Raw genomic sequence first — 24,929 nt, forward strand, 5'->3', positions numbered from 1 at the left:
ATAGATCCCATGAATATTATCAGATAGCAAAAAATTGTCTTGTTAAGAAAGGTGTTATGGCCTTATCTCTGGCCAGAATTTCCAGTATAATGTCCACCTTTTTTGACAATTCTTCCTAACAAGAACAATGCCAAAATTTCCGCAGCAGAAAGCATAACAAGCTGAGTAAAAGGATATTGTATGCGTACTAATTATTGTGGGCAGTTGAGCCTAGCCCATGAAGGCCAAAAAGTGACTCTTTGTGGATGGGTTAATCGTCGTCGTGATTTGGGTGGTCTGATCTTTATCGATATGCGGGATCGCGAAGGCATCGTTCAGGTCTTTTTTGACCCAGACCAGAAAGAGGCCTTTGCTCAGGCTTCTGAACTGCGTAATGAGTTTTGTATCCAAATTACTGGGGTCGTGCATGCGCGCCCTGATAATCAAATCAATAAAGAAATGGCAACTGGCGAAATTGAAGTTTTCGCAGAGAGCCTGATGATTTTCAATCGTTCAGAGCCATTACCGCTGGATAGCAATCAGAACAACAGTGAAGAGCAGCGCCTGAAATATCGCTATCTTGACCTGCGTCGTTCAGAAATGTCACATCGTCTGAAGACCCGGGCAAAAATCACCAGTTTTGTTCGTCGCTTTATGGATGAAGCAGGTTTCCTTGATGTGGAAACGCCAATGCTGACTAAAGCAACGCCAGAAGGCGCGCGTGACTATTTGGTGCCAAGCCGTGTTCATAAAGGCGAGTTTTATGCTCTGCCGCAGTCTCCGCAGCTTTTTAAACAATTACTGATGATGTCTGGTTTTGACCGTTATTATCAGATTGTAAAATGTTTTCGTGATGAAGACCTGCGTGCTGATCGCCAGCCAGAATTCACGCAAATCGATGTTGAAACCTCATTTATGAGCGCTGAACAGGTTCGCGAAATCATGGAAAAAATGATCCGTGAGCTGTGGCAGTATGTACGCGGCGTCGATTTGGGCAATTTCCCAATCATGACATTCGAAGAAGCCATGCGTCGTTTTGGTTCGGATAAACCGGATCTGCGTAACCCACTGGAATTGGTGGATGTTGCTGATCTGGTTAAAGATGTGGAGTTTTCCGTTTTTGCTGAACCAGCAAATAATCCTAAAGGGCGTGTTGCTACCATCTGTGTTCCCGGTGGCGCAGAATTGAGCCGTAAACAAATTGATGAATACGGCAAATTTGTTGGCATCTATGGCGCAAAAGGGTTGGCATGGATGAAAGTCAACAATCGCGCGGCTGGTCTGGAAGGGGTACAAAGCCCGATTGCAAAATTCCTGTCCGCAGAGGTTGTTGAAGGTCTGTTGTCCCGCACAAATGCGCAAGATGGCGATATTCTGTTCTTCGGTGCTGACAAGAAAAGTGTAGTGACCGATGCTATGGGAGCGTTGCGCCTGAAGTTGGGGCGTGATTTGAATATCACTGATTTAGCCAGTTGGAAGCCGCTTTGGGTTGTTGATTTCCCAATGTTTGAAGAAAACGGAGAAGGTGGTCTGACGGCAATGCACCATCCGTTTACAGCTCCATGTGATCTGTCAGCCGCTGAATTGGAAAGCAATCCTGAATCAGCTACCGCAAATGCCTATGATATGGTTATTAATGGCTACGAAGTGGGTGGTGGCTCTGTTCGTATTCATCGTAGTGAAATGCAACAAGTTGTATTCCGTATTCTGGGTATTAACGAGCAGGAACAGCAGGAAAAATTCGGCTTCTTGCTGAATGCTCTGAAATACGGAACACCTCCACATGCAGGCTTGGCTTTTGGTCTGGACCGCCTTGTTATGTTGTTGACAAATACCGATAATATTCGTGATGTGATCGCTTTCCCGAAAACAACCGCAGCGGCGTGTTTGATGACTGATGCTCCAAGTCATGCAAATCCGGCATCACTGAAAGAACTGGCCATTTCAGTTGTTAAAAAAGAGAGCGAATAATGGATTATAAGCGCCCTGAATCTGTACTGGTTATGATTTATGCCGTTAACAGCAAAAGGGTGCTGATGTTACAGCGACGGGATGATCTTGAATTTTGGCAATCCGTAACGGGTAGTCTTGAAGAGGGTGAAAAACCGTCTGAGGCGGCGTTACGTGAAGTGCAGGAAGAGATAGGCATTGATATTGTCAATGAAAATCTTGAACTGATAGATTGTCAACGTTGTCTCTATTATGAGATTTTCTCACATCTGCGGCATCGATATGCTCCGGGTATAACGCGCAATAAAGAACACTGGTTTTCGCTGGCGTTACCTGAGGAGAGAGAGATCTTGCTGACTGAGCATCTGGCTTATCAATGGCTGGCAGTTGAAGAGGCTGCCAGACTGACCAAGTCATGGAGCAATCAGCAGGCAATCGAAGAGTTTGTTATTTAGTCTATTACATGTTTTATCGGAGATATTTTCATGGCAGGTCATAGTAAATGGGCCAATACGAAACACCGCAAAGCGGCGCAGGATGCAAAACGCGGTAAGATTTTTACTAAAATTATCCGTGAATTGGTGACGGCTGCGCGTCTGGGCGGAGGCGATCCAGATTCTAACCCTCGTCTGCGTGCAGCCATCGATAAGGCGCTGTCCAACAACATGACTCGTGATACCTTGAACCGTGCGATTGCTCGTGGTGTTGGCAATGACGATTCAGATAACATGGAAACCATCATTTATGAAGGCTATGGCCCTGGTGGTACAGCGGTTATGGTTGAATGCCTGAGTGATAACCGTAATCGCACTGTTTCTGATGTTCGCCATGCGTTTACCAAAACTGGTGGTAACTTGGGAACTGATGGCTCTGTTTCTTATCTGTTCACCAAGAAAGGCGTTATTTCTTACGCGCCGGGTCAGGATGAAGATGCAGTCATGGAAGCTGCATTGGAAGCAGGTGCTGATGATGTTGAAACCTATGATGATGGTGCAATTGACGTCTATACTACATTTGAAACTTTTGGTGATGTTAAAGATGCTTTGGATGCAGCAGGCTTTAAGGCTGATTCCGCTGAAGTTTCCATGATCCCATCCACCAAAGCGGAACTGGATGCAGAAACTGCACCTAAATTACTTCGTCTGATCGATATGCTTGAAGATTCTGACGATGTGCAAGAGGTTTACCACAATGGTGAAATCTCTGATGAGGTTGCGGCACTGTTGTAATTGTCATTAGGGTTCACAGCGTAGAGAAAGTGTTCCTTGTATCAGGGCACTTTCTCTAACGTTTTTATCCCATATCATAGACGGGGATCTGGGCGAATAGTTCGATATGGCGATTATTCTTGGTATTGACCCCGGCTCCAGAGTCACGGGGTATGGCGTTATTCGCCAGCAGGGACGACAACTTATTTATCTCGGTAGCGGTTGTATCCGAACAAAAGTAGATGATTTACCCAGTCGGTTGCAGAGGATTTATGCCGGAGTTAGCGAAATCATCACTCAATTCCAGCCGGATGTTTTTGCAATAGAGCAGGTTTTCATGGCGAAAAATCCGGATTCAGCTTTGAAACTGGGGCAGGCGCGTGGTGTAGCGATAGTTGCCGCAGCTAACCAATCTATTCCCGTATTTGAGTACGCAGCCCGTCAGGTTAAACAGACTGTAGTTGGGACGGGAGCGGCCGAAAAAAGCCAGATTCAGCACATGGTTCGCTCGATGTTGAAATTATCTGCTAATCCACAGGCTGATGCCGCCGATGCGCTGGCTATCGCCATTACTCATTGTCATCTCAATCAAAATCTACTGCGGGTTGGCGATGTGCGATTAAATTTAACGCGAGGGCGTTTGAAATAAATGAGTGCTGGATATACGTCCAGTTTTTTTTGTGCTATAAGCTAGCGGAACGATTTATTTTTATTTTCAGGGGGTAAACAGTGATAGGGCGTTTGAGAGGAACCGTATTGGAAAAACAGCCACCATTGGTTTTATTGGAAACTAATGGTGTCGGTTATGAAGTTCATATGCCAATGACCTGTTTTTATGAACTGCCTGAAATCGGCCAAGAGGCTATTTTATTTACACAATTTATTGTGCGGGAAGATGCTCAGTTATTATACGGATTTAATGATAAACAAGAACGTGCTCTTTTCCGTGAACTGATTAAAGTGAATGGTGTCGGGCCAAAGCTGGCTCTGGCAATCCTTTCTGGCATGTCTGCCCAACAATTTGTTACAGCTATTGAACAGGAAGCGATTGCTTCTTTGGTTAAATTGCCGGGAGTTGGTAAAAAAACAGCCGAAAGGCTGGTGGTAGAAATGAAAGATCGCTTTAAAGGGCTTAATGGCGATCTGTTTAATCAAAGTAGTGACATTAGTTTACCTGCTGCAACCAAACAAGCGAATTCCGATGCAGATATTGAAGCAGAAGCAGCAGCAGCACTGGTTTCTCTGGGATATAAGCCGCCGGAAGCCAGCCGAATGGTGGGCAAGGTTGCTAAACCGGGTGCAGATTGTGAAACCCTTATTCGAGAAGCGCTTCGTGCGGCTCTGTAATCGCAGGAGTTAATTGATGATTGAAGCTGACCGTTTGGTTTCAGCAGAAGTTCTGCAAGATGACGAAACCATTGATCGCGCTATTCGGCCGAAATTTTTGTCTGAATATGTTGGCCAACCTCATGTTTGCGAACAGATGGAGATTTTTATTCAGGCTGCCCGGCAACGTGGAGATGCGTTGGATCATCTGCTGATTTTTGGCCCTCCGGGATTGGGTAAAACGACGCTGGCAAATATTGTTGCGAATGAAATGGGTGTTAATCTTCGTACAACATCGGGGCCTGTGCTGGAAAAGGCGGGCGATCTTGCCGCAATGCTCACTAATCTGGAACCTCATGATGTTTTGTTCATCGATGAAATCCATCGTTTATCGCCGGTTGTGGAAGAAATTCTTTATCCCGCAATGGAAGATTATCAACTGGATATCATGATCGGGGAAGGGCCGGCAGCTCGTTCAATCAAGATTGATCTCCCTCCGTTTACATTGGTTGGTGCTACCACGCGCGCGGGTTCTCTGACGTCGCCACTGCGCGATCGATTTGGTATCGTACAACGACTTGAATTTTATAACGTTGATGATTTACAGAGCATTGTTTCTCGCAGCGCTCATTATATGGGACTGGGTATCTCAGATGATGGGGCAAAGCAGATAGCAATGCGTTCCCGTGGCACTCCCCGTATTACTAACCGTTTACTTCGTCGTGTGCGTGATTTCGCTCAGGTTAAAGGTGACGGTTCAGTGAATGGTAATATTGCGGCGCAAGCCCTCAATATGTTGAACGTAGATTCGGCAGGATTTGACTATCTTGATCGCAAGTTGTTGGTTGCCATTATTGATAAATTTATGGGCGGGCCAGTTGGCGTGGATAACCTGGCGGCAGCGATTGGTGAAGAAAGAGAAACCATAGAAGATGTGTTGGAACCTTTCTTGATCCAACAAGGATTTATTCAGCGTACACCAAGAGGAAGAATTGCAACCAATCATGCTTATCGGCATTTTGGTCTGAGTAGAGAAAGCGAATAATCTTGGTTTCTGTATAATATCATGCCAGCTCAATAGCCAAAGAGCTGAGTTCCACGGGAAGAAAGCGGGGCTGGCTTATGGGAGAAATACACGCCGAGTACAATCCCTTAGAATATCTGCAACTATAACAAAGGTTATGATTTTTTAAATCATAACCTTTGTTTGACGTCTGCATAACGCCAATTATGCTATCGTATTTTTTGCTTAAATTCTCGTCTTACACATTAAACTCAACGCAAATAACATAGCCGAACCGAGCACAACAGAAGGCCCTGCAGGTGTGTTATAAAATGCCGATAAAGTTAATCCTCCCGTAACAGAAAACATTCCGACAATAATTGCGATAATAGCCATTTGCTCAGGTGTGCGTGAGAAGCGGCGTGCGGTTGCGGCTGGGATAATTAACAGAGAAGTAATGATTAAGGCTCCGACAAATTTCATTGCCAATCCGATGGTTAGTGCTGTCACTAGCATCAGCAAAACACGCAGGCGTTGAATTTTAATGCCATCGACGAAAGCCAGATCCTGACTAACTGTCATTGATAGTAAAGCCCGCCATTGCCATGTTAGCAATCCGGCAACAATCGCGACGCCTGTCGCAATAAGCCAGAGGTCTTCATAAGTGACAGACAGGAGATCGCCAAATAGATAAGCCATCATATCAACCCGGACACTGGTCATAAAGCTGACGACGACTAAACCCAGCGATAGTGCACTATGAGCCAGAATGCCCAATAATGTGTCGACCGAAAGCTGTGGGCGTTTTTCGAGCCAGACTAAAATAACAGCCAATATTAATGTGACGGCAATAACGGCATAAAAAGGATTCACATTCAGTAAGAAGCCAAACGCGACACCCAGCAATGATGCATGTGCCAGTGTGTCACCAAAATAGGACATTTTGCGCCAGACAACGAAAGAACCAAGAGGCCCTGCGGCAATAGCCAAGAAAACACCCGCTAACCAGCCGGGAAGTAATAACTCAATCATCGACGTGGTTCTCCGCCATTTTTCAAAATAATTTTTCCTTTCAGATCATGCTGATGATTGTGATGATGCCGATAAACCGCCAGTTGCTCTGCGCCATGACGTCCGAACATTGCGATGAATTCTGGATGCATTGATACGACCTCTGGTGTTCCAGAACAGCAAATATGTTGATTAAGGCATAAAACTTCATCTGTTTTAGCCATTACCAAGTGCAGATCATGGGATACCATAAGTACAGCGCAATTAAGTTCTGTTCTGATTTGATTAATTAAATCGTAAAGTGCCAGTTGGCCGTTTACATCTACACCTTGTGTTGGCTCATCAAGAACTAAAAGCTGAGGATGATTGAGCAAGGCTCTGGCAAGTAAAACTCGCTGGGTTTCTCCACCTGACAGTTTTTGCATAGGCTGAGCCAATAAATGGGCAGCTTTGACCCGATCTAATACAGGTATGATATCTGCTGATTTCACGTTGGGTCTTAGCATCATGAAACGTTTAACTGTCAGGGGCAGAGTGGGGTCAAGGTTCAGTTTCTGCGGAACGTAACCAATTTTCAATCCCTGGCTTTGTTCGATAGTGCCTGAGGTGGGTTGAATTAAATTCAGAACGACCCGAACCAGCGTTGATTTTCCCGCTCCATTGGGGCCAATGAGTGTCAGGATTTTTCCTTGTTTGAGATTGAAAGAAATGTTGTTTAATACCTTGCGGTTACCAAACTCAACCGTAATATTTTTTAGGGTGATCATAGTTGATATGTTAAAAGTGTCTTGCAGAATCATCTGATTGTAATAGTATAACATTACTCGATTTTTTTGCATGGAATATTCATATTATGTTACACAAACCACAGAAATACGCGCATAAGTTTTTTAATAAAATTGCGCTGGCAACTATATTGGTAGTTGGAGTGAATAACGCTGCACAGGCAGATGTTGTTACTTCTATTCGTCCGTTGGGTTTTATTGCAGCAGCTATTGCTGATGGTGTAACAAACACTGAGGTCCTTTTGCCTGATGGTGCATCACCCCATGATTATGCTTTACGTCCTTTGGATGTTCGTAAAATTAATCAGGCTGATTTGTTTGTCTGGATCGGTCCAGATATAGAAAATTTTTTGGTGAAGCCGATAACTAAAATTGAACAGAATAAACAACTGGCATTGGCTGAATTATCAACGATTAAACCGCTATTATTGAAAAATGATGAAGATGGCAATGATTCAAGTGAATCGAATCAGCATAAACATGAATCAGATCACGAACATCATCATCATGGTGAATATAATATGCATATTTGGCTTTCTCCAGAGATTGCAGAGAAAGCGGCTCAGGCAATATATGATCGACTTGTTGAGCAATATCCTCAAGAAAAGGAACAATTAGAAGTAAACCTACGTAAATTCAATGGACAGCTCATACAAACTGATAAGAATATTGCTAATATTTTAAAACCTGTAAAAAAACAGGGATATTTTGTTTTTCACGATGCATATGGCTATTTTGAAAAACATTATCAGCTGGCTCCACTGGGTGTTTTTACGGTCAACCCTGAAATACAACCCGGAGCACAGAAATTACATTACATACGAACACAATTGGTTGAGCAGAAAGTGAAGTGTATTTTTGCTGAACCTCAATTCAGGCCAGCCGTCATTCATGCCATAGCAAAAGGTACGGATGTACGTATCGGAACACTTGACCCTTTGGGAAGTGGCATCGTATTGAATAAGGACAGCTATATGAAATTTATAACTCAGTTGTCGAAGCAATACGCGAGCTGCCTGAATTAGTACTATAAGGAATTTTATTAGTGCAGCAGATAGCTAAAACTATCGCTCTGGTATACAGCAACCTGCCGAAACCACACAAGATCATGCTTGGATCTTTGACGTTAGTCACTTTAGCCGTCGCAGTGTGGCGGCCGGTTGTTTATCATGAGAGAGAAGAACATACAGATAGCATTATTCTCAGTACTCCCAGTACCATCCCGGACGCGACCGATGATGTTGTCGGGGATATGAATGAGCAGTTTCCCGATGAGGGAATCGGGGATGAAGATAGCGGTTCTGATGCAATCGCAAATGTTCCTCACCAATATGTTGTTTCCAATGGTGACACCTTAAGCTCGATTTTAACGCAGTTTGGGATAGATTCCTCTGATGTTGCTTTGCTGGCAAATCAATATAAATCGTTGCGTAATTTAGGGATTGGTCAGTCATTGACATGGAGTATTGATGATAATGGTAATTTGAAAACGCTGACGTGGGATATATCCCGGCGTGAAACCCGCACATATATCCGTGAAGGCGATACTTTCAAGGAAACAAAAGAATTCCAGAAAGGGGAATGGAAAAATAGTGTCATCACAGGATTTGTTGATGGCAGCTTTAACGGAAGTGCCCTTACTGCTGGATTAACGAGCGGTGAAGCCAGAGAAGTAACGAAAGCACTACAATGGCAGATAGATTTTCGTAAATTGCGTAAAGGTGATCGTTTTTCTGTATTGATGTCTCGTGAAATGCTTGATGGAAAAAGTGAGCAGAGTCAGTTGTTGGGTGTTCGCCTACAGAGCGGCGGAACTGATTATTATGCCTTCCGTGCTGACGACGGCCGTTTCTATGATAGTAATGCTTCTGGCTTAGAGCGTGGCTTCTTGCGTTTTCCTACGACTAAACAGTTCAGAGTATCATCTTCTTTTAATCCACGCCGCTTAAACCCGGTTACAGGGCGGATCACTGCCCACAAAGGCGTTGATTTCGCTATGCCTGTCGGAACGCCAGTTTTGGCAGTGGGTGATGGAGAAGTGATCGTCTCCAAATTTGATGGGGCGGCAGGAAATTTCATTGCAATTCGACATGGGCGTCAATATACCACCCGATATATGCATTTGAGAAAGTTATTGGTGAAACCCGGCCAGAAAGTGAAGCGAGGGGAACGTATTGCGTTATCCGGGAATACAGGTCGTTCAACCGGCCCACATTTACATTTTGAATTCTGGGACAATCAGCAACCTGTTAACCCACTAACGGCGAAACTACCGCGTTCTGGTGGATTAAATGGTCAAGATCGTACTGAATACATAGCGATGGTTAAGGAAATTAAACCTCAACTGCTGTTAGACTGAATATACAGGCTTTCGATTATTGACAGACACAAAGGCGGATGATTGGTATCATCCGCCTTTGTGTTATTTTTTGTTGTAGATTTGAGTCTTGAAAGCGAAAGTTGGAATCATTAGAGTTAGCTCATGAATAAAGACAAAGATACAGATATTAAATCGGGATATATCCCTAAGTTTCATCGTTCTTATTTGCATCCTCGTTATTGGGGGCTGTGGGCTGGCGTGGGAGTATTGGCCGGGTTAGCTTACATCCCGGTAAAATGGCGTGATCCATTCCTGGCTAAGATAGGTGTCTGGGCTGGCAGAAAAGCGAAAAGTGCCCGCCGCAGGGCAAAGATCAATTTAATTTATTGTTTTCCTGAATTAACGGAACAACAGCGTGAAGACTTGATTGACAAGATGTTTGCCAGTGCGCCCCAGTCATTTGTTATGCTGGTGGAACTTTGTTTAAAAGGCGCTGAATCGACGCTGAAGCGTACTCAGTGGCACGGTGAGGAAATTTTTCATACTTTAAAAGCACAAGGGAAAAATGTCATCCTGATGGTTCCCCATGGTTGGGCCATTGATATTCCTGCTATGCTTCTGGCCGCCCGTGGTTACAAAATATCAGGTATGTTTAACCATCAGAGTAACCCTGTTGCTGATTATTTGTGGAATAAAGCCCGCCAACACTTTGGGGGACAGCTACATTCCCGTGATGCAGGGATTAAACCCTTTATCGCATCAATACGTGATGGTTTTTGGGGATATTATTTACCCGATCAGGATCATGGCGAAGAACATAGTGAATTTGTTGACTTCTTTGGCACTTATAAAGCCACGCTGCCTGCGGTTGGGCGTTTAATGAAAGTTTGTCGCGCGGCTGTTGTGCCATTATTTCCGGTTTATAATTGCCAGACCCATCAACTGGATATTTATATTCGTCCGCCGATGGATGATATTGCAGGGCAGAATGATGCCTATATTGCCCGTCGCATGAATGAGGAATTAGAGGAATTGGTTGCCCCTAATCCCGAGCAATACACATGGATATTAAAATTGCTCAAGACGAGGAAAGAAGGCGATGTTGAGCCTTATAAGAGAAATGACCTGTGATTATATAATTTGAATTTTTATCCCCCTAATGAGTAATTGTTCTTTGCTTAGGGGGATATCGAATTTAGATTATTCTACTTCAAGTACGCGACAAGTATTGGTACTGCCAATCGTTCCCATCTGGTCACCCTGAGTCACCAGCACTAAATCACCAGAGACGAGATAGCCCTTATCACGCAGACGATTTACCGCTTCGTTTGCTGCTGCGATCCCATCCGTATGAGTACTACAATAAACGGGTGTCACTCCACGGTACAAAGCGGTGCGGTTTAAGGTCGATTCGTGGCGAGACATGGAGAAGATAGGCAAGCCAGAACTAATGCGGGACATCATGCGCGCCGTGCGACCTGATTCGGTCATGGCAATAATGGCTTTGACGCCTTTCAAGTGGTTGGCAGCATACATGGTGGACATGGCAATAGCTTCTTCGATGCTCTCGAATGTGATATCCAGGCGATGTTTAGAAATATTGATGCTTGGCATTTTTTCAGCCCCAAGACAAACTTGTGCCATAGCGGCAACGGTTTCGGCTGGATACTGACCTGCCGCTGTTTCGGCTGAGAGCATAACGGCATCAGTGCCATCCAACACGGCATTAGCGACATCCATCACTTCAGCGCGAGTCGGCATGGGGTTAGTAATCATGGATTCCATCATTTGTGTCGCGGTAATTACGACACGATTCAGTTGGCGGGCACGACGGATAAGTTTTTTCTGTACACCGACCAATTCAGGATCACCGATTTCAACACCCAGATCGCCACGGGCAACCATGACAACGTCAGATGCGAGAATGATTTCATCTATAATTTCGTCGCTGCTGACCGCTTCTGCCCGCTCAACTTTGGCGACGATTTGGGTTTCACAACCGGCATCCCGTGCGAGGCGGCGGGCATAATTCAGATCCTCGCCTGAACGCGGGAAAGAAACGGCAAGATAATCAACACCAATTTTGGCTGCTGTGACAATATCTTCCTTGTCTTTTTCCGTCAGAGCCTCGGCTGATAATCCACCACCCAGTTTATTGATGCCTTTATTGTTAGAAAGAGGGCCTCCTACAGTCACTTCTGTGAAGACTTTCATTCCTTGAACTTCCAGGACCTTCAATTGAACCCGCCCATCATCCAAGAGCAGGATATCACCGGTCGTAACATCAGATGGTAGACCTTTATAGTCGATACCCACTTTTTCTTTGTCACCTTCCCCTTTACCCAGATTAGCATCCAGTAGGAATTTATCCCCGATGTTGAGGAATACTTTTCCTTCCTTAAAGGTGGATACACGTATTTTGGGCCCTTGAAGATCGCCGAGGATAGCAACGTTGTAGCCTAAACGTGCGGCAATTTCGCGCACTTTGTTAGCACGTTGGATATGATCTTCCGCAGTACCGTGAGAAAAATTAAGGCGGACGACGTTGGCACCCGCGTTGATCACTTTTTCTAGATTATTGTCACGATCTGTAGCTGGGCCGAGTGTAGTGACTATTTTTGTTCTTCTGAGCCGTCTGGACATGTATTACTCCGTTGACCTGTGAAGTATACCTGCTGTTTTTCAAGTTGATTGCGTTGCAACTTCAAATCCATTGGGTACATGAGTTTTCGATTACTGAAAGATAACCATATAATTTATTGATTATTAATCCTGTACTGCAAATATGCAGACAAGGGTAAGTCTACATATGCTATCAGTCTGGCGAGTTGATAAATAGTGAACAAAAACACAGTCTATTTTTCTGGTTTATTCATGTTTATCAAACCGCGAATTACGTAATGCTTCTTTGACCCTCTTCAAGTTACCCCTGAATTTTGAGCCTCGTCGTAGCGTAAAACCGGTTGCCAGCACATCAATGATGGTAAGTTGAGCAATTCTGGAAACCATTGGCATATATATATCGGTATCTTCGGGAACGTCGAGCAAAATGGAGAGGCTCGCTTCATGTGCCAACGGAGAACCTGTAGAAGTAATGGCAATCACTGTTGCATCATTTTCTCGGGCCAGCTTAGCGATTTCCACGAGGCTTTTAGTTCGTCCTGTATGAGAGATCAATACGACAACATCACCTTCCGTACTGTTAATACAGCTCATTCGCTGCATTACAATATCGTCAAAATAGGTTACCGGAATATTGAAACGAAAAAATTTGTTCATGGCATCATGGGCAACAGCGGCAGATGCACCCAAGCCAAAGAAAGAGAGTTTTCTGGCCTGGGTCAATAAATCAACGGCCCGATTAATCGCTGAAATATCCAGATTACTTTTGACTGTTTCCAGATTCGCCATAACTGATTCGAAAATTTTATTGGTATAAGAGATGACGCTGTCACTTTCCTCTACGTTGCGATTTACGTATGGCGTACCGTTGGCAATGCTTTGTGCCAGATGCAATTTAAAATCGGGGAATCCTTTGGTGTCCATGCGATGACAAAAACGATTGACTGTCGGTTCACTCACATTCGCCATTTTAGCCAGAGTAGCAATACTTGAATGGATAGCCGTTTGTGGTGAATCAAGGATAACCTGCGCAACCTTTTTTTCTGACTTACTCAAAATATCAAGACTATTTTGGAGCCGTTCCAGTATATTCATAAAACGCAGTTCACCTCGGTTTTAACGATTTCTTTAACAGGAGAGATCCATGTCATTTTGATGAAAATATACTACTTGTTACTGAAAGCTGGCAGTGGAAACAATCAGATAATTTGATATTTTTCATAAAAATATGACAAGTGTCTAACTTTCAAATTGGTAAGATTACTTCTTAAACGTTGTAAATTTTCAATCTGTTTTGATTGTACGGTATAAACTTTGTCCATGTTTCAGTGGTGAATGTAAAGCGGGGAATGAAAAATGTAAACCTGCATGACAATAGATTCCGCATGAAAACCAACAAAGCAGTAGCTTGAAAGGCGTAAGGTATACATGAAATCAGTGTTTACTGCTTATAATCAAAAGAGTACATTACCCGCAGATTTTGTAAAAAAATTACAATATTCCGTAATTGAGGAGATGCAACATGGCGGTGACGTCTACAGCTCAGGCTTGTAATTTGGTGATTTTTGGGGCGAAAGGAGACTTAGCACGCCGGAAATTAATGCCTTCCTTGTACCAGTTAGAGAAAGCGGGGTATATCCATCCAGATACACGGATTATCGGCGTCGGCCGTGCTGACTGGGATAAAAAAGCCTATACCAAAGTTGTTGAAGAAGCGTTGACTACATTTATGTCCGAAAAATTGGACACAGAATTGTGGAAGAAGCTCAGTTCACGTCTGGAATTCTGTAATTTGGACGTTAATGAAACGGATCACTTCACTCAATTGGCAAAAATTCTTGATAAGGATAATTTGCCGACCATTCACTATTTTGCCATGCCTCCAAGTACGTTTGGCGCAGTGTGTCATGGATTAGGGGCTGCGGGGCTGAATAAAGAACCCAACCGCGTTGTAATGGAAAAACCGCTGGGAACCGATCTTGACTCTTCCATAGCCATTAATGATGAAGTCGCTAAGTACTTCAATGAGAAACAAATTTATCGCATTGACCATTACTTGGGGAAAGAAACCGTACTGAACTTATTGGCCCTGCGTTTTGCTAACTCATTGTTTGTTAATAACTGGGATCATCGCACGATTGATCATGTGCAAATCACTGTTGCTGAAGAAGTCGGTATCGAAGGGCGTTGGGGCTATTTTGATCAGGCTGGCCAGATGCGTGACATGATCCAGAATCACCTTCTGCAAATTTTAACTATGATTGCCATGTCACCACCGGCTGACCTGACGGCAGACCGCATTCGTGATGAGAAAGTGAAAGTGTTGCGTTCATTACGCCGGATTGATCATACCAACGTGCGCGAAAAAACGGTTCGCGGCCAATATACCGCCGGTTTTGTTCATGGTAAAAAAGTTCCTGGTTATCTGGAAGAGGAAGGGGCGAATAAAGCCAGTAAAACAGAAAGTTTTGTATCTATTCGTGTCGATATTGATGATTGGCGTTGGTCTGGAGTACCTTTCTACCTCAGAACAGGGAAACGTTTACCCGCAAAATGCTCCGAAGTTGTTGTCTATTTCAAAGAGCCTTCTTTGAATCTTTTTGCAGAATCCTACCAGCAATTACCACAGAACAAATTGACGATCCGTTTACAACCGGATGAAGGCATTGATATCGACGTGCTGAATAAGGCACCGGGTCTGGAACATAAACACCGTTTGCAGACAACTAAACTGGATCTGAGTTTTTCCGAAACATTTAATCAAAAACATCTTGCCGATGCCTACGAAAGATTGCTGTTGGAAGCCATGCGGGGAATTCAGGCATTGTTCGTCCGTCGTGATGAAGTAGAAGAAGCATGGAAATGGGTAGATTCCATCATGGAAGCATGGGCATCGGATAATGAACCACCAAAGCCTTATCAGGCGGGAACTTGGGGACCTGTGGCTTCGATTGCCCTAATTACTCGTGATGGTCGCTCTTGGAATGAATTTGAGTAACTAGCATATTATTTAGTCTGAACTCATTTTACTCAGCAAAAATATTTAAACAGCCGGACTTAATGTCCGGCTGTTTTTGTTTATGGTTATTTTTTATTCCGGAATGTTTTTTAAATGTTTTGATATTCATCACATGAAAATAAGTTTCGTTGAGTTATTAATCAGCCATCACTTGAGTATGATTCAATAGGTAGAGAATATGCGTAATGATAATAACAACAGAAAATCCTGGTGTACCCGGAGGCTATTGACGTGTGGATTGGGAAATCGCGCAGGAGGAGAAAATGGTGAAAGTATTGGGGATCAGTGGGCATCTAACCGGATTAAGCGTTATTATAAAGATGCCCCCAAAAAGCCACTTACAAGCCTCCTTGAAGTTTATGAAAATAAGATGAATATAATCAACCATAATTGTTTAGACTTATTTGATACCAAACGCAATGGAGAGAAGGGAAAATGGCCGTTAAAGCCGCAACAACCACACGCAACGTTGGATGAAATTTATATCCTTGAACGTATTCACCATTATTCAGAAGAAAATAATGATGCTTATTATCGTATGAAATGCGTGAATCAAATAGAAACACATGTCCCAAACGGGAGTTATTTATATGTTATCTATTCTGATCTTTCCCAGATAATCGTATGTTGCCGTGGTGATGGTACTTCGTTTCCAATGTTGGGACATTCATCGGTAATCAAGGCCAGACTTCTACTATATCGCTGTGATGGCAATACTTCCCAGATAAATAATGAAGAAATTGATTATGCCCAATACCCGGTGTTGTTAGCGGGAGAGCTTTTTTTCATGAATGGTAAATTAACAATGTGGAATAACCGCAGTGGTCACTATCGTCCTCGTGGTGATCCAGTATTAAAATTTAAGGCCACTGATCATATATTGCCTCGAAAACTGTTCAGACTGGTCTAATTATAAAATTATTTTTTATAGTCTTACTGAGGTATTGATAGTTTGTTGCTTTTTATTTCGGGCTATGGTAAAAGTATGCCAGTTATTAATACCACTAACATGAGGGTTCGTAGTATATCGCACAGTGATTATCGTGTGATGTAAGAATAAAATATCATGAATAGCGCCAAAAGCGTCAACATTCAACACAGTAATAAAATTCAACGTTGTACCCACGTTTTCTTCCTCTCAACTATCTTATCCAGTGAGCACTACTGGTGCGGCGCCCTTTAGGGCCTTCTCCTGTTAACCGGTTTTTTTACCGGCGATTCCCATTTGCCAAAATATTTCGTTAAAACGTCAGTTTGATCCTGATATCACGTCCTTGTGTTTACCGCTGATCTTGTGACATTTATTGCTTGATATCTTGGCATGCTTATAGTGTGTTCAGGAGAAAAAAATGATTTATTGGATATTTCTTGCACTGGCGATTGTGACAGAAGTGATTGGTACTCTGTCAATGAAACAAGCCAGTATTTCAGGTGATTTTACCGGTATGTTTGTGATGTATACCATGATCACAACGTCTTATATTTTACTGGCAATTGCTGTGAAAAAAGTAGCGTTGGGAGTGGCTTATGCCTTATGGGAAGGCATAGGTATCCTGTGTATTACTACTTTTAGTGTCATGTGGTTCAACGAGTCACTTTCATTGATGAAAATAGGTGGGTTGATACTGCTGATAGCTGGAATTATTCTGATTAAAATAGGATCAAAAAAAGCGCCGGATGAGAGTATAGACAAGCTATCAGTCAGCACCACTAACAAACAAATCACGGAGGCATGATATGTTAACGCAATTTGAATGGTGGCATGCTGCATTCTTGATTTTGGCTGTTTTTCTGGAAATTATTGCGAACATTTTACTAAAGCTATCTAATGGTTTTCAGCGTTTTTGGATGGGTATTTTATCTTTGATTGCTGTTTTGGGTGCATTTAGTGCGTTGGCTCAGGCAGTTAAAGGTATTGAGCTTTCTATCGCTTATGCTCTATGGGGAGCATTTGGTATTATCGCTACGGTGGCAGCAGGCTGGATCATGTTTAATCAAAGACTGAATATTAAGGGATGGGGCGGTATTATGCTGCTGCTGATTGGCATGGTAATGATCAAAATGGCCTGATTTTTTATACGGTGAAATTACGTTTAAGTGCGTTAAATTCAGCCATCCCAAATGGCATTGAGTGCCTTATCATTCACTCAATGCCATTTGAGTTGTGATGAGAGTAGATTATAAAGCGGCGATAATTTTGATTTCGACTTTATACTCTGGATTCATCAATTCAGCCTGAACGGTACAGCGGACAGGTGCGCTTCCGGCAACAACCCATGCATCCCAAGCGTCATTCATGCCCGCAAAGTCAGTTTTATCTGCCAGAAAAATTGTAGCATCCAAAATTTTGCTTTTATCTGATCCAAGGCGGTGCAACAGGGTATCAATGGCTGCCAGTGTATCGGCGGTTTGCTCTGTAATATCACCGCACAGCTTTTCTGGCACGCTGGTATAATAAATGGTGTCATTATAAACGACCGCTTCTGACCAACGGGTGTCTGGATCAATACGTTTAATAGTCATTAAATTTCCTGTTAATTCACACAATTTTTTACTGAATTGAGTAGCTATTACAACTCAGTATTGGCGTAATTTTGCCACATTTTATTGAAAACTCAACGCCTGTAAAAAATGCAGTAGTTCAAAATACCACAAGAATCCGGAATGTTTAGATGAATATCACTTTTTATCACGGATAATGATTTCCAACTCTCCGGTAATTCTGGTTAGTTCAACCCAGTTACCATCTGATTAATGGCCGGCATGGCACATATTCAAGACTTCGCTAATCACGCGAAGCTTTTTTATCAGCAGCAAACTTTGAATTTACACCCCAACCGATGATCATGACTGCGGATAGTCAGATTTTATAATACGTCACCCGATATTAAGACGTATTAATATCTGTTTAATGGTATTAGGTTGAAGTAAAAATCCGACTTAAGTAATATTGACTGGCTGTTTATTAGTAAGATAAATGACCTTGAACTTTAACAAATAATAAGTGAGGGATTTATGTCTGAAATTAATAAGCCAGATAATTTACAAACTGTTCTCAAATGTCCATTGAACCCTGATCAATATAAGAGTAATGAAATTGTCCCCATTGGCTCATTCCCGTGGGCGATGATTCAGATATATTTGGGAAGAAGAGTACATCGCCGTGCCTGGGATGTGGCTGATGCATATATTCGCCTCCTTCCTGCATCGGGAGGATTCAAGCCACTCCTTGAGAAATATGATAAAGAAGATGGTCCTACAATTTGGACGCCAATCCAAGATGATCTGGTGGAATGTGATTGGGACTTACTCAAAGCGGATAGTCAACCTGATATCCAATGCCCCTTTAACCCAAGTCAATACAAGTTGGCCGCCATTGAAGGTTCATTGCCCTGGGCGTTTATCCAGATGTATTTAGGGAAGAAAGTGCATCGCAATGGTTGGCATAGCCCCGATGAATATCTCTATTTTGTCCCTAAAGGAAAAAGACCTGATGGGGGCGAAGAAAACGCCCATATAGAGATCATGCCTAAAGATGGTCATTTTGAATCCTGGACGCCAACGCAAGAAGACTTGATGGCCTGTGATTGGAAGTTGGTAAAGACAGAGGACATTAAACCAAAGCCTGTTGATTGCATGCTGTCTTTTGATCTTAAGGTAGGGACTAAGATTGCTACTGAGGATGTTGCGAAGCAACTTTGGGGATATCTTGCTGACGAGGAGCTGACACTTGAGGAAATACCTCCTTTTGGTGATTTGACTAACTTCCAAAATAAAACAGATATTAAGAGTTTTCCATTTTTCGTAGGATGGGGTAATGGCACGGAAATTGATGTTAGAGTCTCCTCTGGTAACAATCAAGAAGGTTATCAGAAGATGAAAGAATTATTCGGAAAAGAGCTAACTGTAATTGCCAATGGTGTATCTTATTCTCTTGGACGTGCCAAAGAAGGTTTTAAGGTTGGGCAAAAAAAATACGAATTCACTGGACTGTATACTAACGATGATGCAACAAAACTGACTACTTTGTTGAAACAAAACGTAGACAATACACTGCATTTTTGCTTCAACTGGAAATAACCCAAATCTACACCCTGAATTCAAGGCTACGCTCCGACGTGGCCTTTTTGCTTTCTGGAGAATTTATTTTATTATTCAAATCAATTTCATTGAAAAGAGACAGTCCGTGTCAGACGATTTTGCGAAAAATGGGGTGCTTGCCAAAGCCATACCGGGCTTTAAGCCGCGTGACGCTCAGCGGGAAATGTCTTCAGCTATTACAGCTGCAATCAAAAAACAGCAGCAATTGGTGGTGGAAGCGGGTACGGGAACCGGTAAAACATATGCTTATCTGGTGCCGGCTTTACGTTCCGGTAAAAAAGTAATTATTTCCACTGGCTCGAAGGCGTTGCAAGATCAGCTCTACAGTCGGGATCTCCCTACGATTGTTGATGCTTTAGGTTTTACGGGTAATCAGGCACTGTTAAAAGGGCGTTCTAATTACTTATGTCTTGAGCGTCTGGAACAACAATCAATCGGTAATTCTCAGTTAGAAGCTGAGATATTGGCGGATGTGGTTAAACTGAAACATTGGTCAAGTCAGACAGAAGGGGGCGATATCAGCACTTGCCATCATGTGGCAGAAGATAGTGCCGTCTGGCCGTTGGTCACGAGCACTAATGATAACTGTCTCGGCAGTGATTGTCCGAGCTATCAGGAATGTTTTGTCCTGAAAGCCCGCCGTACAGCAATGGAAGCCGATGTTGTGATCGTTAACCATCATTTATTCATGGCGGATATGGTGGTTAAGGATACTGGATTCGGGGAATTAATTCCGAAGGCTGATGTGGTGATTTTCGATGAGGCACATCAAATTCCTGATATCGCCAGTCAATATTTTGGTCAGCAGCTTAGTAGCCGCCAATTGATGGATTTATCGCGCGATATCATCATGGCTTACCGTATCGAAGTGCGGGATCAGGCTCAGTTGCAAAAAAGTGCAGACCGTCTCAGCCAAAGTGCACAGGATTTTCGTCTGTCGCTGGGAGAAAGCAGTTATCGGGGTAATCTCCGGGAAGCTTTGCAACAGCAGCACATTCAACGTTCATTGGTGAAATTAGATGATGCTCTGGAACTTTGTTATGACGTAATGAAGCTTTCTTTGGGGCGTTCAGCTATGTTGGATGCGGCTTTTGAACGGGCAACTCTCTATCGTCATCGTCTTAAGCGGCTGATTGATGTTACCGTCCCTAATTACAGTTATTGGTTCGAAAGTTATGGACGACATTTTTTGCTGGCATTAACGCCATTATCTGTTTCTGATAAATTCAGTGAGATGATTCGTGAACAGTCAGGGTGTTGGGTGTTTACGTCGGCAACTCTGTCGGTCAACGAACAGCTCGAACATTTCACGGAACGTTTGGGATTGAAACAAGCCCGGACGCTGCTTCTGCCCAGTCCCTTTGATTATCAGCGTCAGATGCTATTGTGTGTTCCGCGCCATTTACCATCCCCTAACCAGAATGGTGGGGCGAAATGGCTGGCCCGTATGCTGAAACCATTGATTGAAAGCAATAAAGGACGCTGTTTTTTCCTTTGCACTTCTCATCAAATGATGCGCAGTCTGGCGGAAGAGTTTCGTGCCAGTATGACATTACCTGTTTTGGTGCAGGGGGAGACGAGCAAAGGACAATTATTGTCACAATTTGTTGCTGCGGGTAATGCATTGCTGGTGGCTACAGGCAGCTTTTGGGAGGGGGTAGATGTTCGTGGTGATGCATTGTCTTGTGTCATTATTGATAAATTACCGTTTACCGCACCGGATGATCCCCTGCTTAAAGCACGTATTGAAGATTGCCAGCTTAAAGGAGGCGATGCCTTTAATGAAGTGCAACTTCCCGATGCAGTTATCAGCTTGAAACAAGGAGTTGGACGCCTGATCCGTGATATTGATGACTACGGTGTTGTTGTTATCTGTGATAATCGGCTGGTGATGCGCCCATACGGTGAGGTTTTTCTTAATAGCTTGCCTCCAGCATCCCGTACCCGTGATTTATCAAAAGCGGTAGCCTTTCTGAAATCACGTCCATCACAGTCAGAGTAAAATTATCGGGGCTATGGTAGTATAGCCCCCTTGTTTCGAATTCTATTCTTGCCGGAGTTAAGGCATGTCCACGCGGATTTTAGCTATTGATACTGCAACTGAAGCCTGTTCTGTTGCACTTTGGAATAAAGGTGCTGTTGAAGCACAGTTTGAAATTTCTCCACGAGAGCACACCCAACGTATTTTGCCGATGGTGCAAAAAGTACTGACGAAAAGCAATGTAAGCCTGCAAGAACTGGACGCGTTGGCATTTGGTCGTGGACCGGGCAGTTTTACGGGAGTACGGATTGGTGTTGGGATTGCACAAGGACTGGCATTGGGTGCTGAATTACCCATGCTTGGTGTCTCTTCCCTGAAAACGATGGCCCAGGGTGCATTTCGCCTGAAAGAAGCAACAAATGTTTTGGTTGCCATTGATGCTCGTATGGGGGAAGTCTATTGGGGACAATATACTCGTAATTCTCTGGGTGAATGGCAGGGCGATGAAACAGAGGCTGTTCTGAAACCTGAACAGGTGCAAGCGATGATGAGTTCCTTGTCTGGTGAGTGGGCGATTGCTGGTACCGGTTGGGAGGCTTATCCTCAATTGCTGGACAGCCCTTTAACACTGTTAGCAAGCGATATTACTTTACCTTATGCGGAAGATATGCTGCCGCTGGCGGTGAAGATGTGGAAAGACGGAGAGGCGACAGCAGTTGAAGAGGCTGAGCCTGTATACCTGCGCAACGAAGTGACATGGAAAAAATTACCGGGCCGCTAATGGGCTTTTGCTTGGTGAAATAAATAGCAAATATAAAATTATAAAATGCCACTTGTGACAGGCTGCGGTATCCATGAATATAAATAGTTGGTTATAGTTAACATGATCAATTTTATACCGAGGTGGAGGATTTATGCTCAACGGAACACACTATCGAGGCATGTTACAAGCGGTGGCTCTATTGGGAACGATGATACTTGCAGGTTGTGCATCGGTTCCTGATATCATCAAAGGAACAACCAAGGCACCTGAAGAAAATCTGGTTTCTGTCAAAAATAGGCCTGAATTATATATTGGGCATGAAGGCCGGTTTGGTGGGAAAGTACTCAGTGTTTTAAATGAAAAAGACCAGACCAGATTGGAAATTTCCGCTATGCCACTGGCAAGCAACGCTGTCCCGCGTTTGAAAACTTCTTCTCTGGGACGTGTTTATGCTTATGTGAATAATTTTTTAGAGCCCAGTGATTTTAAAGATCATTATGTGACAGTTGTGGGGAAAATTACTGGCCTTGAAAAAGGCAAAGTAGGTAATAGCCCATATAATTACGTTGCGATTACTGTAACAGGGTTGAAACTTTGGCATGAATCTCAACGAGTGATTTTGCCTCCATCTCTTGGCGCTGATCCATGGAACTATTATGGTAGCCCTTATGATCCTATTTGGAGAGTCTATTCACCGCTTCAATCTGCACCAGTTGAACCGATTTTGACTGATTAAATCTATCTGCTCATCAAAAATTCTATCCTGATGTCATATCTTAATAATTATCTTTTATTGAGGCACTTTTATTATAACTATTTGGAATAATGATGTGACTTTTAAATCAAAAAATAGTAAATCAGTGTATAATCAACGAATTATAAATAAAAGTGTTTATTAATTAAGTAACTTATTGATAATTAATAAAAACATGTAGGCGGCAGAAGCTGCCTTATTTTTTTGCAGTAATGAATTGTATTAAATTAGTGATGTGTATCGCCAACCTGAACATTGTTTCTTTTCAAACTGGTACGCTGAGTTAATAATTTGTTAAATATACAGATCTGGTTTGTTTTATTGTCAGTGATTACATCGCAATTAGATTTCAGGAGTATTCAACTTGGAAAAAGTCTGGCTAAAACATTATCCGGCAGATGTTCCGGCAGAAATCGATCCCGACCGTTATGCGTCGTTGATTGAAATGTTTGAAAATGCTGTGACTCATTATGCCGATCAAGTCGCATTTATCAATATGGGCGAGGTAATGACTTTCCGTAAGCTGGAAGAGCGTAGCCGTGCCTTTGCCGCTTATCTACAGAATGGACTGGGGCTGAAAAAAGGCGATCGCGTGGCATTGATGATGCCGAATTTACTGCAATATCCTGTGGCACTGTTTGGCATTTTACGTGCAGGGATGACTGTGGTAAATGTTAATCCGCTTTATACCCCGCGTGAATTAGAACATCAGCTTAATGACAGTGGGACATCAGCCATTGTTATTGTTTCTAACTTTGCACATACCTTAGAAAAGATTGTCTTCAATACACAAATCAAGCACGTTATTTTGACACGCATGGGTGATCAACTCTCCCGTCCAAAAGGAACACTGGTTGATTTCGTTGTTAAATACGTTAAGCGGCTAGTACCAAAGTATCACTTACCGGATGCGATTTCATTCCGTAGTGCAATGCATAAAGGCTACCGTATGCAGTATGTCAAACCCGATGTGAATGGTGAAGATTTGGCCTTTCTGCAATATACAGGCGGGACGACCGGGGTGGCAAAAGGTGCCATGCTGACTCATCGAAATATGTTGGCAAACCTTGAACAGGCTAAAGGTAGTTACGCTCCATTGCTGAAGGCTGGTCAGGAGCTTGTGGTAACGGCATTGCCGCTGTACCATATTTTTGCCCTGACAATAAATTGCCTGTTCTTCATTGAGCTGGGTGGGCAAAATTTGCTGATTACCAATCCTCGTGACATTAATGGTACGGTCAAAGAATTATCGCGTTATCGCTTTACTGCGTTATCAGGTGTTAACACGTTATTCAATGCCTGGCTGAATAATCCAGAATTCCACAAGCTGGATTTTTCCTCACTACGTTTATCTGTTGGTGGTGGTATGGCGGTGCAGAAAGTGGTCGCTGACAAATGGGAAAATCTGACAGGTTGTCACTTGCTGGAAGGTTATGGTCTAACAGAATGTGCCCCTCTGGTGTCGGCTAATCCCCATAATTTGGCTCACTACAGTGGTAGTATAGGTTTCCCCGTTGCTTCGACAGAAATCAAGCTAATCGGGGCAGACGGTAATGAAGTTCCACTGGGAGAAGCCGGTGAAATGTGGGTACGCGGGCCACAGGTGATGAAAGGTTACTGGAACCGCTCTGAAGCTACGGATGAAGTATTGAAAGACGGTTGGTTGGCAACAGGGGATATTGCCAACATAGATGAAAAAGGCTTTTTCCATATCGTTGATCGGAAAAAAGATATGATTCTGGTTTCCGGTTTTAATGTCTATCCAAATGAAGTGGAAGATATTGTTTCTTCCCATCCTAAAGTGTTAGAGTCGGCAGCAGTGGGTGTTCCGAGCAAAAACTCAGGAGAAACTGTTAAAGTATTTGTGGTTTGTAAAGACCCAAGCTTAACTGAGGATGAGCTTAAAACACATTGCCGCCGTTACCTGACGGGATATAAAGTGCCAAAACTCATTGAATTTCGTGATGAGTTGCCTAAATCCAACGTAGGTAAAATTCTTCGCAAAGAGCTTCGTAACGAAGAGTTAGCAAAAGCGAATAATGCTGCTATAAATTGATTATGTTAATACCCAAACTATCTTTAGTTACCGGCGCTAATAGAACAGACG

The 24,929-nt window shown here is 43.2% G+C and carries 23 protein-coding genes and 1 pseudogene; 19 read left to right on the forward strand and 5 right to left on the reverse strand.

Going from position 1 to position 24,929, the window contains the following annotated elements; all coding sequences use genetic code 11:
* Window positions 1-180: 180 nt before the first annotated feature.
* The 6 genes from aspS to ruvB all read left to right on the forward strand — a co-directional run bounded on the left by aspS (window position 181) and on the right by ruvB (window position 5,508).
* On the forward strand, window positions 181-1,950 hold the full coding sequence (gene aspS, locus FE394_RS09660) for an aspartate--tRNA ligase (protein WP_319926178.1): 1,770 nt from the start codon (window positions 181-183) through the stop codon (window positions 1,948-1,950).
* Window positions 1,950-2,384, forward strand: a complete 435-nt coding sequence (nudB, locus tag FE394_RS09665; RefSeq protein WP_319926179.1) for a dihydroneopterin triphosphate diphosphatase — start codon at window positions 1,950-1,952, stop codon at window positions 2,382-2,384. Before aspS ends, nudB begins: the two co-directional genes overlap by 1 nt.
* A gap of 30 nt (window positions 2,385-2,414) precedes the next feature.
* Entirely contained in the window at window positions 2,415-3,158 is a 744-nt protein-coding gene (locus FE394_RS09670; RefSeq protein WP_319926180.1) for a YebC/PmpR family DNA-binding transcriptional regulator, read from the forward strand.
* Window positions 3,159-3,264: 106 nt separating this feature from the next.
* Window positions 3,265-3,786 (forward strand): crossover junction endodeoxyribonuclease RuvC, encoded by a 522-nt coding sequence (gene ruvC, locus FE394_RS09675; RefSeq protein ID WP_319926181.1) that lies wholly within the window; start codon window positions 3,265-3,267, stop codon window positions 3,784-3,786.
* Between the two features lie 80 nt (window positions 3,787-3,866).
* Window positions 3,867-4,484 carry a Holliday junction branch migration protein RuvA gene (ruvA, locus tag FE394_RS09680; RefSeq protein WP_319926182.1) on the forward strand — a complete coding sequence of 206 codons (618 nt, stop codon included), beginning with the start codon at window positions 3,867-3,869 and terminating at the stop codon, window positions 4,482-4,484.
* A 16-nt stretch (window positions 4,485-4,500) separates the two neighbouring features.
* Window positions 4,501-5,508: a Holliday junction branch migration DNA helicase RuvB gene (gene ruvB / locus FE394_RS09685; RefSeq protein WP_319926183.1), complete on the forward strand. Its 1,008-nt coding sequence runs from the start codon at window positions 4,501-4,503 to the stop codon at window positions 5,506-5,508.
* Window positions 5,509-5,712: 204 nt separating this feature from the next.
* Here the strand turns inward: ruvB and znuB are convergent, their stop codons facing one another.
* The gene (gene znuB / locus FE394_RS09690; RefSeq protein ID WP_319926184.1) at window positions 5,713-6,498 is read right to left on the reverse strand and encodes a zinc ABC transporter permease subunit ZnuB; all 786 of its coding nucleotides are present in this window, start codon (window positions 6,496-6,498) and stop codon (window positions 5,713-5,715) included.
* A complete protein-coding gene (gene znuC, locus FE394_RS09695; RefSeq protein WP_319926216.1) occupies window positions 6,495-7,253 on the reverse strand; it encodes a zinc ABC transporter ATP-binding protein ZnuC in 759 nt (252 codons plus the stop codon). Before znuC ends, znuB begins: the two co-directional genes overlap by 4 nt.
* 77 nt (window positions 7,254-7,330) lie before the next feature.
* On the opposite strand from znuC, the gene znuA reads away from it, so the two are divergent.
* From znuA to lpxM, 3 genes are all read left to right on the forward strand, one after another.
* Complete coding sequence (znuA, locus tag FE394_RS09700) at window positions 7,331-8,287, forward strand: zinc ABC transporter substrate-binding protein ZnuA (protein ID WP_319926185.1); 957 nt, start codon at window positions 7,331-7,333, stop codon at window positions 8,285-8,287.
* Between the two features lie 20 nt (window positions 8,288-8,307).
* Window positions 8,308-9,621 (forward strand): murein DD-endopeptidase MepM, encoded by a 1,314-nt coding sequence (mepM, locus tag FE394_RS09705; protein WP_319926186.1) that lies wholly within the window; start codon window positions 8,308-8,310, stop codon window positions 9,619-9,621.
* Window positions 9,622-9,744: 123 nt separating this feature from the next.
* Window positions 9,745-10,713 carry a lauroyl-Kdo(2)-lipid IV(A) myristoyltransferase gene (gene lpxM / locus FE394_RS09710; protein ID WP_319926187.1) on the forward strand — a complete coding sequence of 323 codons (969 nt, stop codon included), beginning with the start codon at window positions 9,745-9,747 and terminating at the stop codon, window positions 10,711-10,713.
* 69 nt (window positions 10,714-10,782) lie between these two features.
* Here the strand turns inward: lpxM and pyk are convergent, their stop codons facing one another.
* A complete protein-coding gene (gene pyk / locus FE394_RS09715) occupies window positions 10,783-12,225 on the reverse strand; it encodes a pyruvate kinase (RefSeq protein WP_319926188.1) in 1,443 nt (480 codons plus the stop codon).
* Window positions 12,226-12,450: 225 nt separating this feature from the next.
* Complete coding sequence (locus tag FE394_RS09720) at window positions 12,451-13,299, reverse strand: MurR/RpiR family transcriptional regulator (RefSeq protein WP_319926189.1); 849 nt, start codon at window positions 13,297-13,299, stop codon at window positions 12,451-12,453.
* Window positions 13,300-13,726: 427 nt separating this feature from the next.
* Here FE394_RS09720 and zwf point away from each other — a divergent pair, with 427 nt between their 5' ends.
* The 4 genes from zwf to mdtI all read left to right on the forward strand — a co-directional run bounded on the left by zwf (window position 13,727) and on the right by mdtI (window position 17,293).
* Window positions 13,727-15,202, forward strand: coding sequence for a glucose-6-phosphate dehydrogenase (gene zwf / locus FE394_RS09725; RefSeq protein ID WP_319926190.1), 1,476 nt, complete (start codon window positions 13,727-13,729; stop codon window positions 15,200-15,202).
* 199 nt (window positions 15,203-15,401) lie between these two features.
* Entirely contained in the window at window positions 15,402-16,133 is a 732-nt protein-coding gene (locus tag FE394_RS09730; protein ID WP_319926191.1) for a hypothetical protein, read from the forward strand.
* 439 nt (window positions 16,134-16,572) lie between these two features.
* Window positions 16,573-16,959, forward strand: a complete 387-nt coding sequence (mdtJ, locus tag FE394_RS09735) for a multidrug/spermidine efflux SMR transporter subunit MdtJ (protein ID WP_319926192.1) — start codon at window positions 16,573-16,575, stop codon at window positions 16,957-16,959.
* Window position 16,960: 1 nt separating this feature from the next.
* Window positions 16,961-17,293 carry a multidrug/spermidine efflux SMR transporter subunit MdtI gene (mdtI, locus tag FE394_RS09740; RefSeq protein ID WP_319926193.1) on the forward strand — a complete coding sequence of 111 codons (333 nt, stop codon included), beginning with the start codon at window positions 16,961-16,963 and terminating at the stop codon, window positions 17,291-17,293.
* A 108-nt stretch (window positions 17,294-17,401) separates the two neighbouring features.
* Here mdtI and FE394_RS09745 read toward each other — a convergent pair whose 3' ends face one another.
* Window positions 17,402-17,746, reverse strand: coding sequence for a RidA family protein (locus FE394_RS09745; protein ID WP_319926194.1), 345 nt, complete (start codon window positions 17,744-17,746; stop codon window positions 17,402-17,404).
* A 492-nt stretch (window positions 17,747-18,238) separates the two neighbouring features.
* On the opposite strand from FE394_RS09745, the pseudogene FE394_RS20115 reads away from it, so the two are divergent.
* From FE394_RS20115 to fadD, 6 genes and pseudogenes are all read left to right on the forward strand, one after another.
* Window positions 18,239-18,520: pseudogene (locus tag FE394_RS20115) on the forward strand (Thoeris anti-defense Tad2 family protein); the annotation flags it as partial.
* On the forward strand, window positions 18,512-19,303 hold the full coding sequence (locus FE394_RS09750; protein ID WP_474068163.1) for a Thoeris anti-defense Tad2 family protein: 792 nt from the start codon (window positions 18,512-18,514) through the stop codon (window positions 19,301-19,303). The pseudogene FE394_RS20115 and the gene FE394_RS09750, both read left to right, overlap by 9 nt.
* Window positions 19,304-19,409: 106 nt before the next feature.
* Entirely contained in the window at window positions 19,410-21,326 is a 1,917-nt protein-coding gene (locus FE394_RS09755) for a DNA repair helicase YoaA (RefSeq protein WP_319926196.1), read from the forward strand.
* Window positions 21,327-21,390: 64 nt separating this feature from the next.
* Window positions 21,391-22,086 (forward strand): tRNA (adenosine(37)-N6)-threonylcarbamoyltransferase complex dimerization subunit type 1 TsaB, encoded by a 696-nt coding sequence (gene tsaB, locus FE394_RS09760; RefSeq protein WP_319926197.1) that lies wholly within the window; start codon window positions 21,391-21,393, stop codon window positions 22,084-22,086.
* A gap of 133 nt (window positions 22,087-22,219) precedes the next feature.
* A complete protein-coding gene (locus FE394_RS09765) occupies window positions 22,220-22,804 on the forward strand; it encodes a Slp family lipoprotein (protein ID WP_319926198.1) in 585 nt (194 codons plus the stop codon).
* 382 nt (window positions 22,805-23,186) lie between these two features.
* A complete protein-coding gene (gene fadD / locus FE394_RS09770) occupies window positions 23,187-24,878 on the forward strand; it encodes a long-chain-fatty-acid--CoA ligase FadD (RefSeq protein WP_319926199.1) in 1,692 nt (563 codons plus the stop codon).
* Window positions 24,879-24,929 lie beyond the last annotated feature (51 nt).

The sequence above is a fragment of the Xenorhabdus littoralis genome, from assembly GCF_033949345.1.
In the GTDB taxonomy this organism is placed as follows: domain Bacteria; phylum Pseudomonadota; class Gammaproteobacteria; order Enterobacterales; family Enterobacteriaceae; genus Xenorhabdus; species Xenorhabdus littoralis.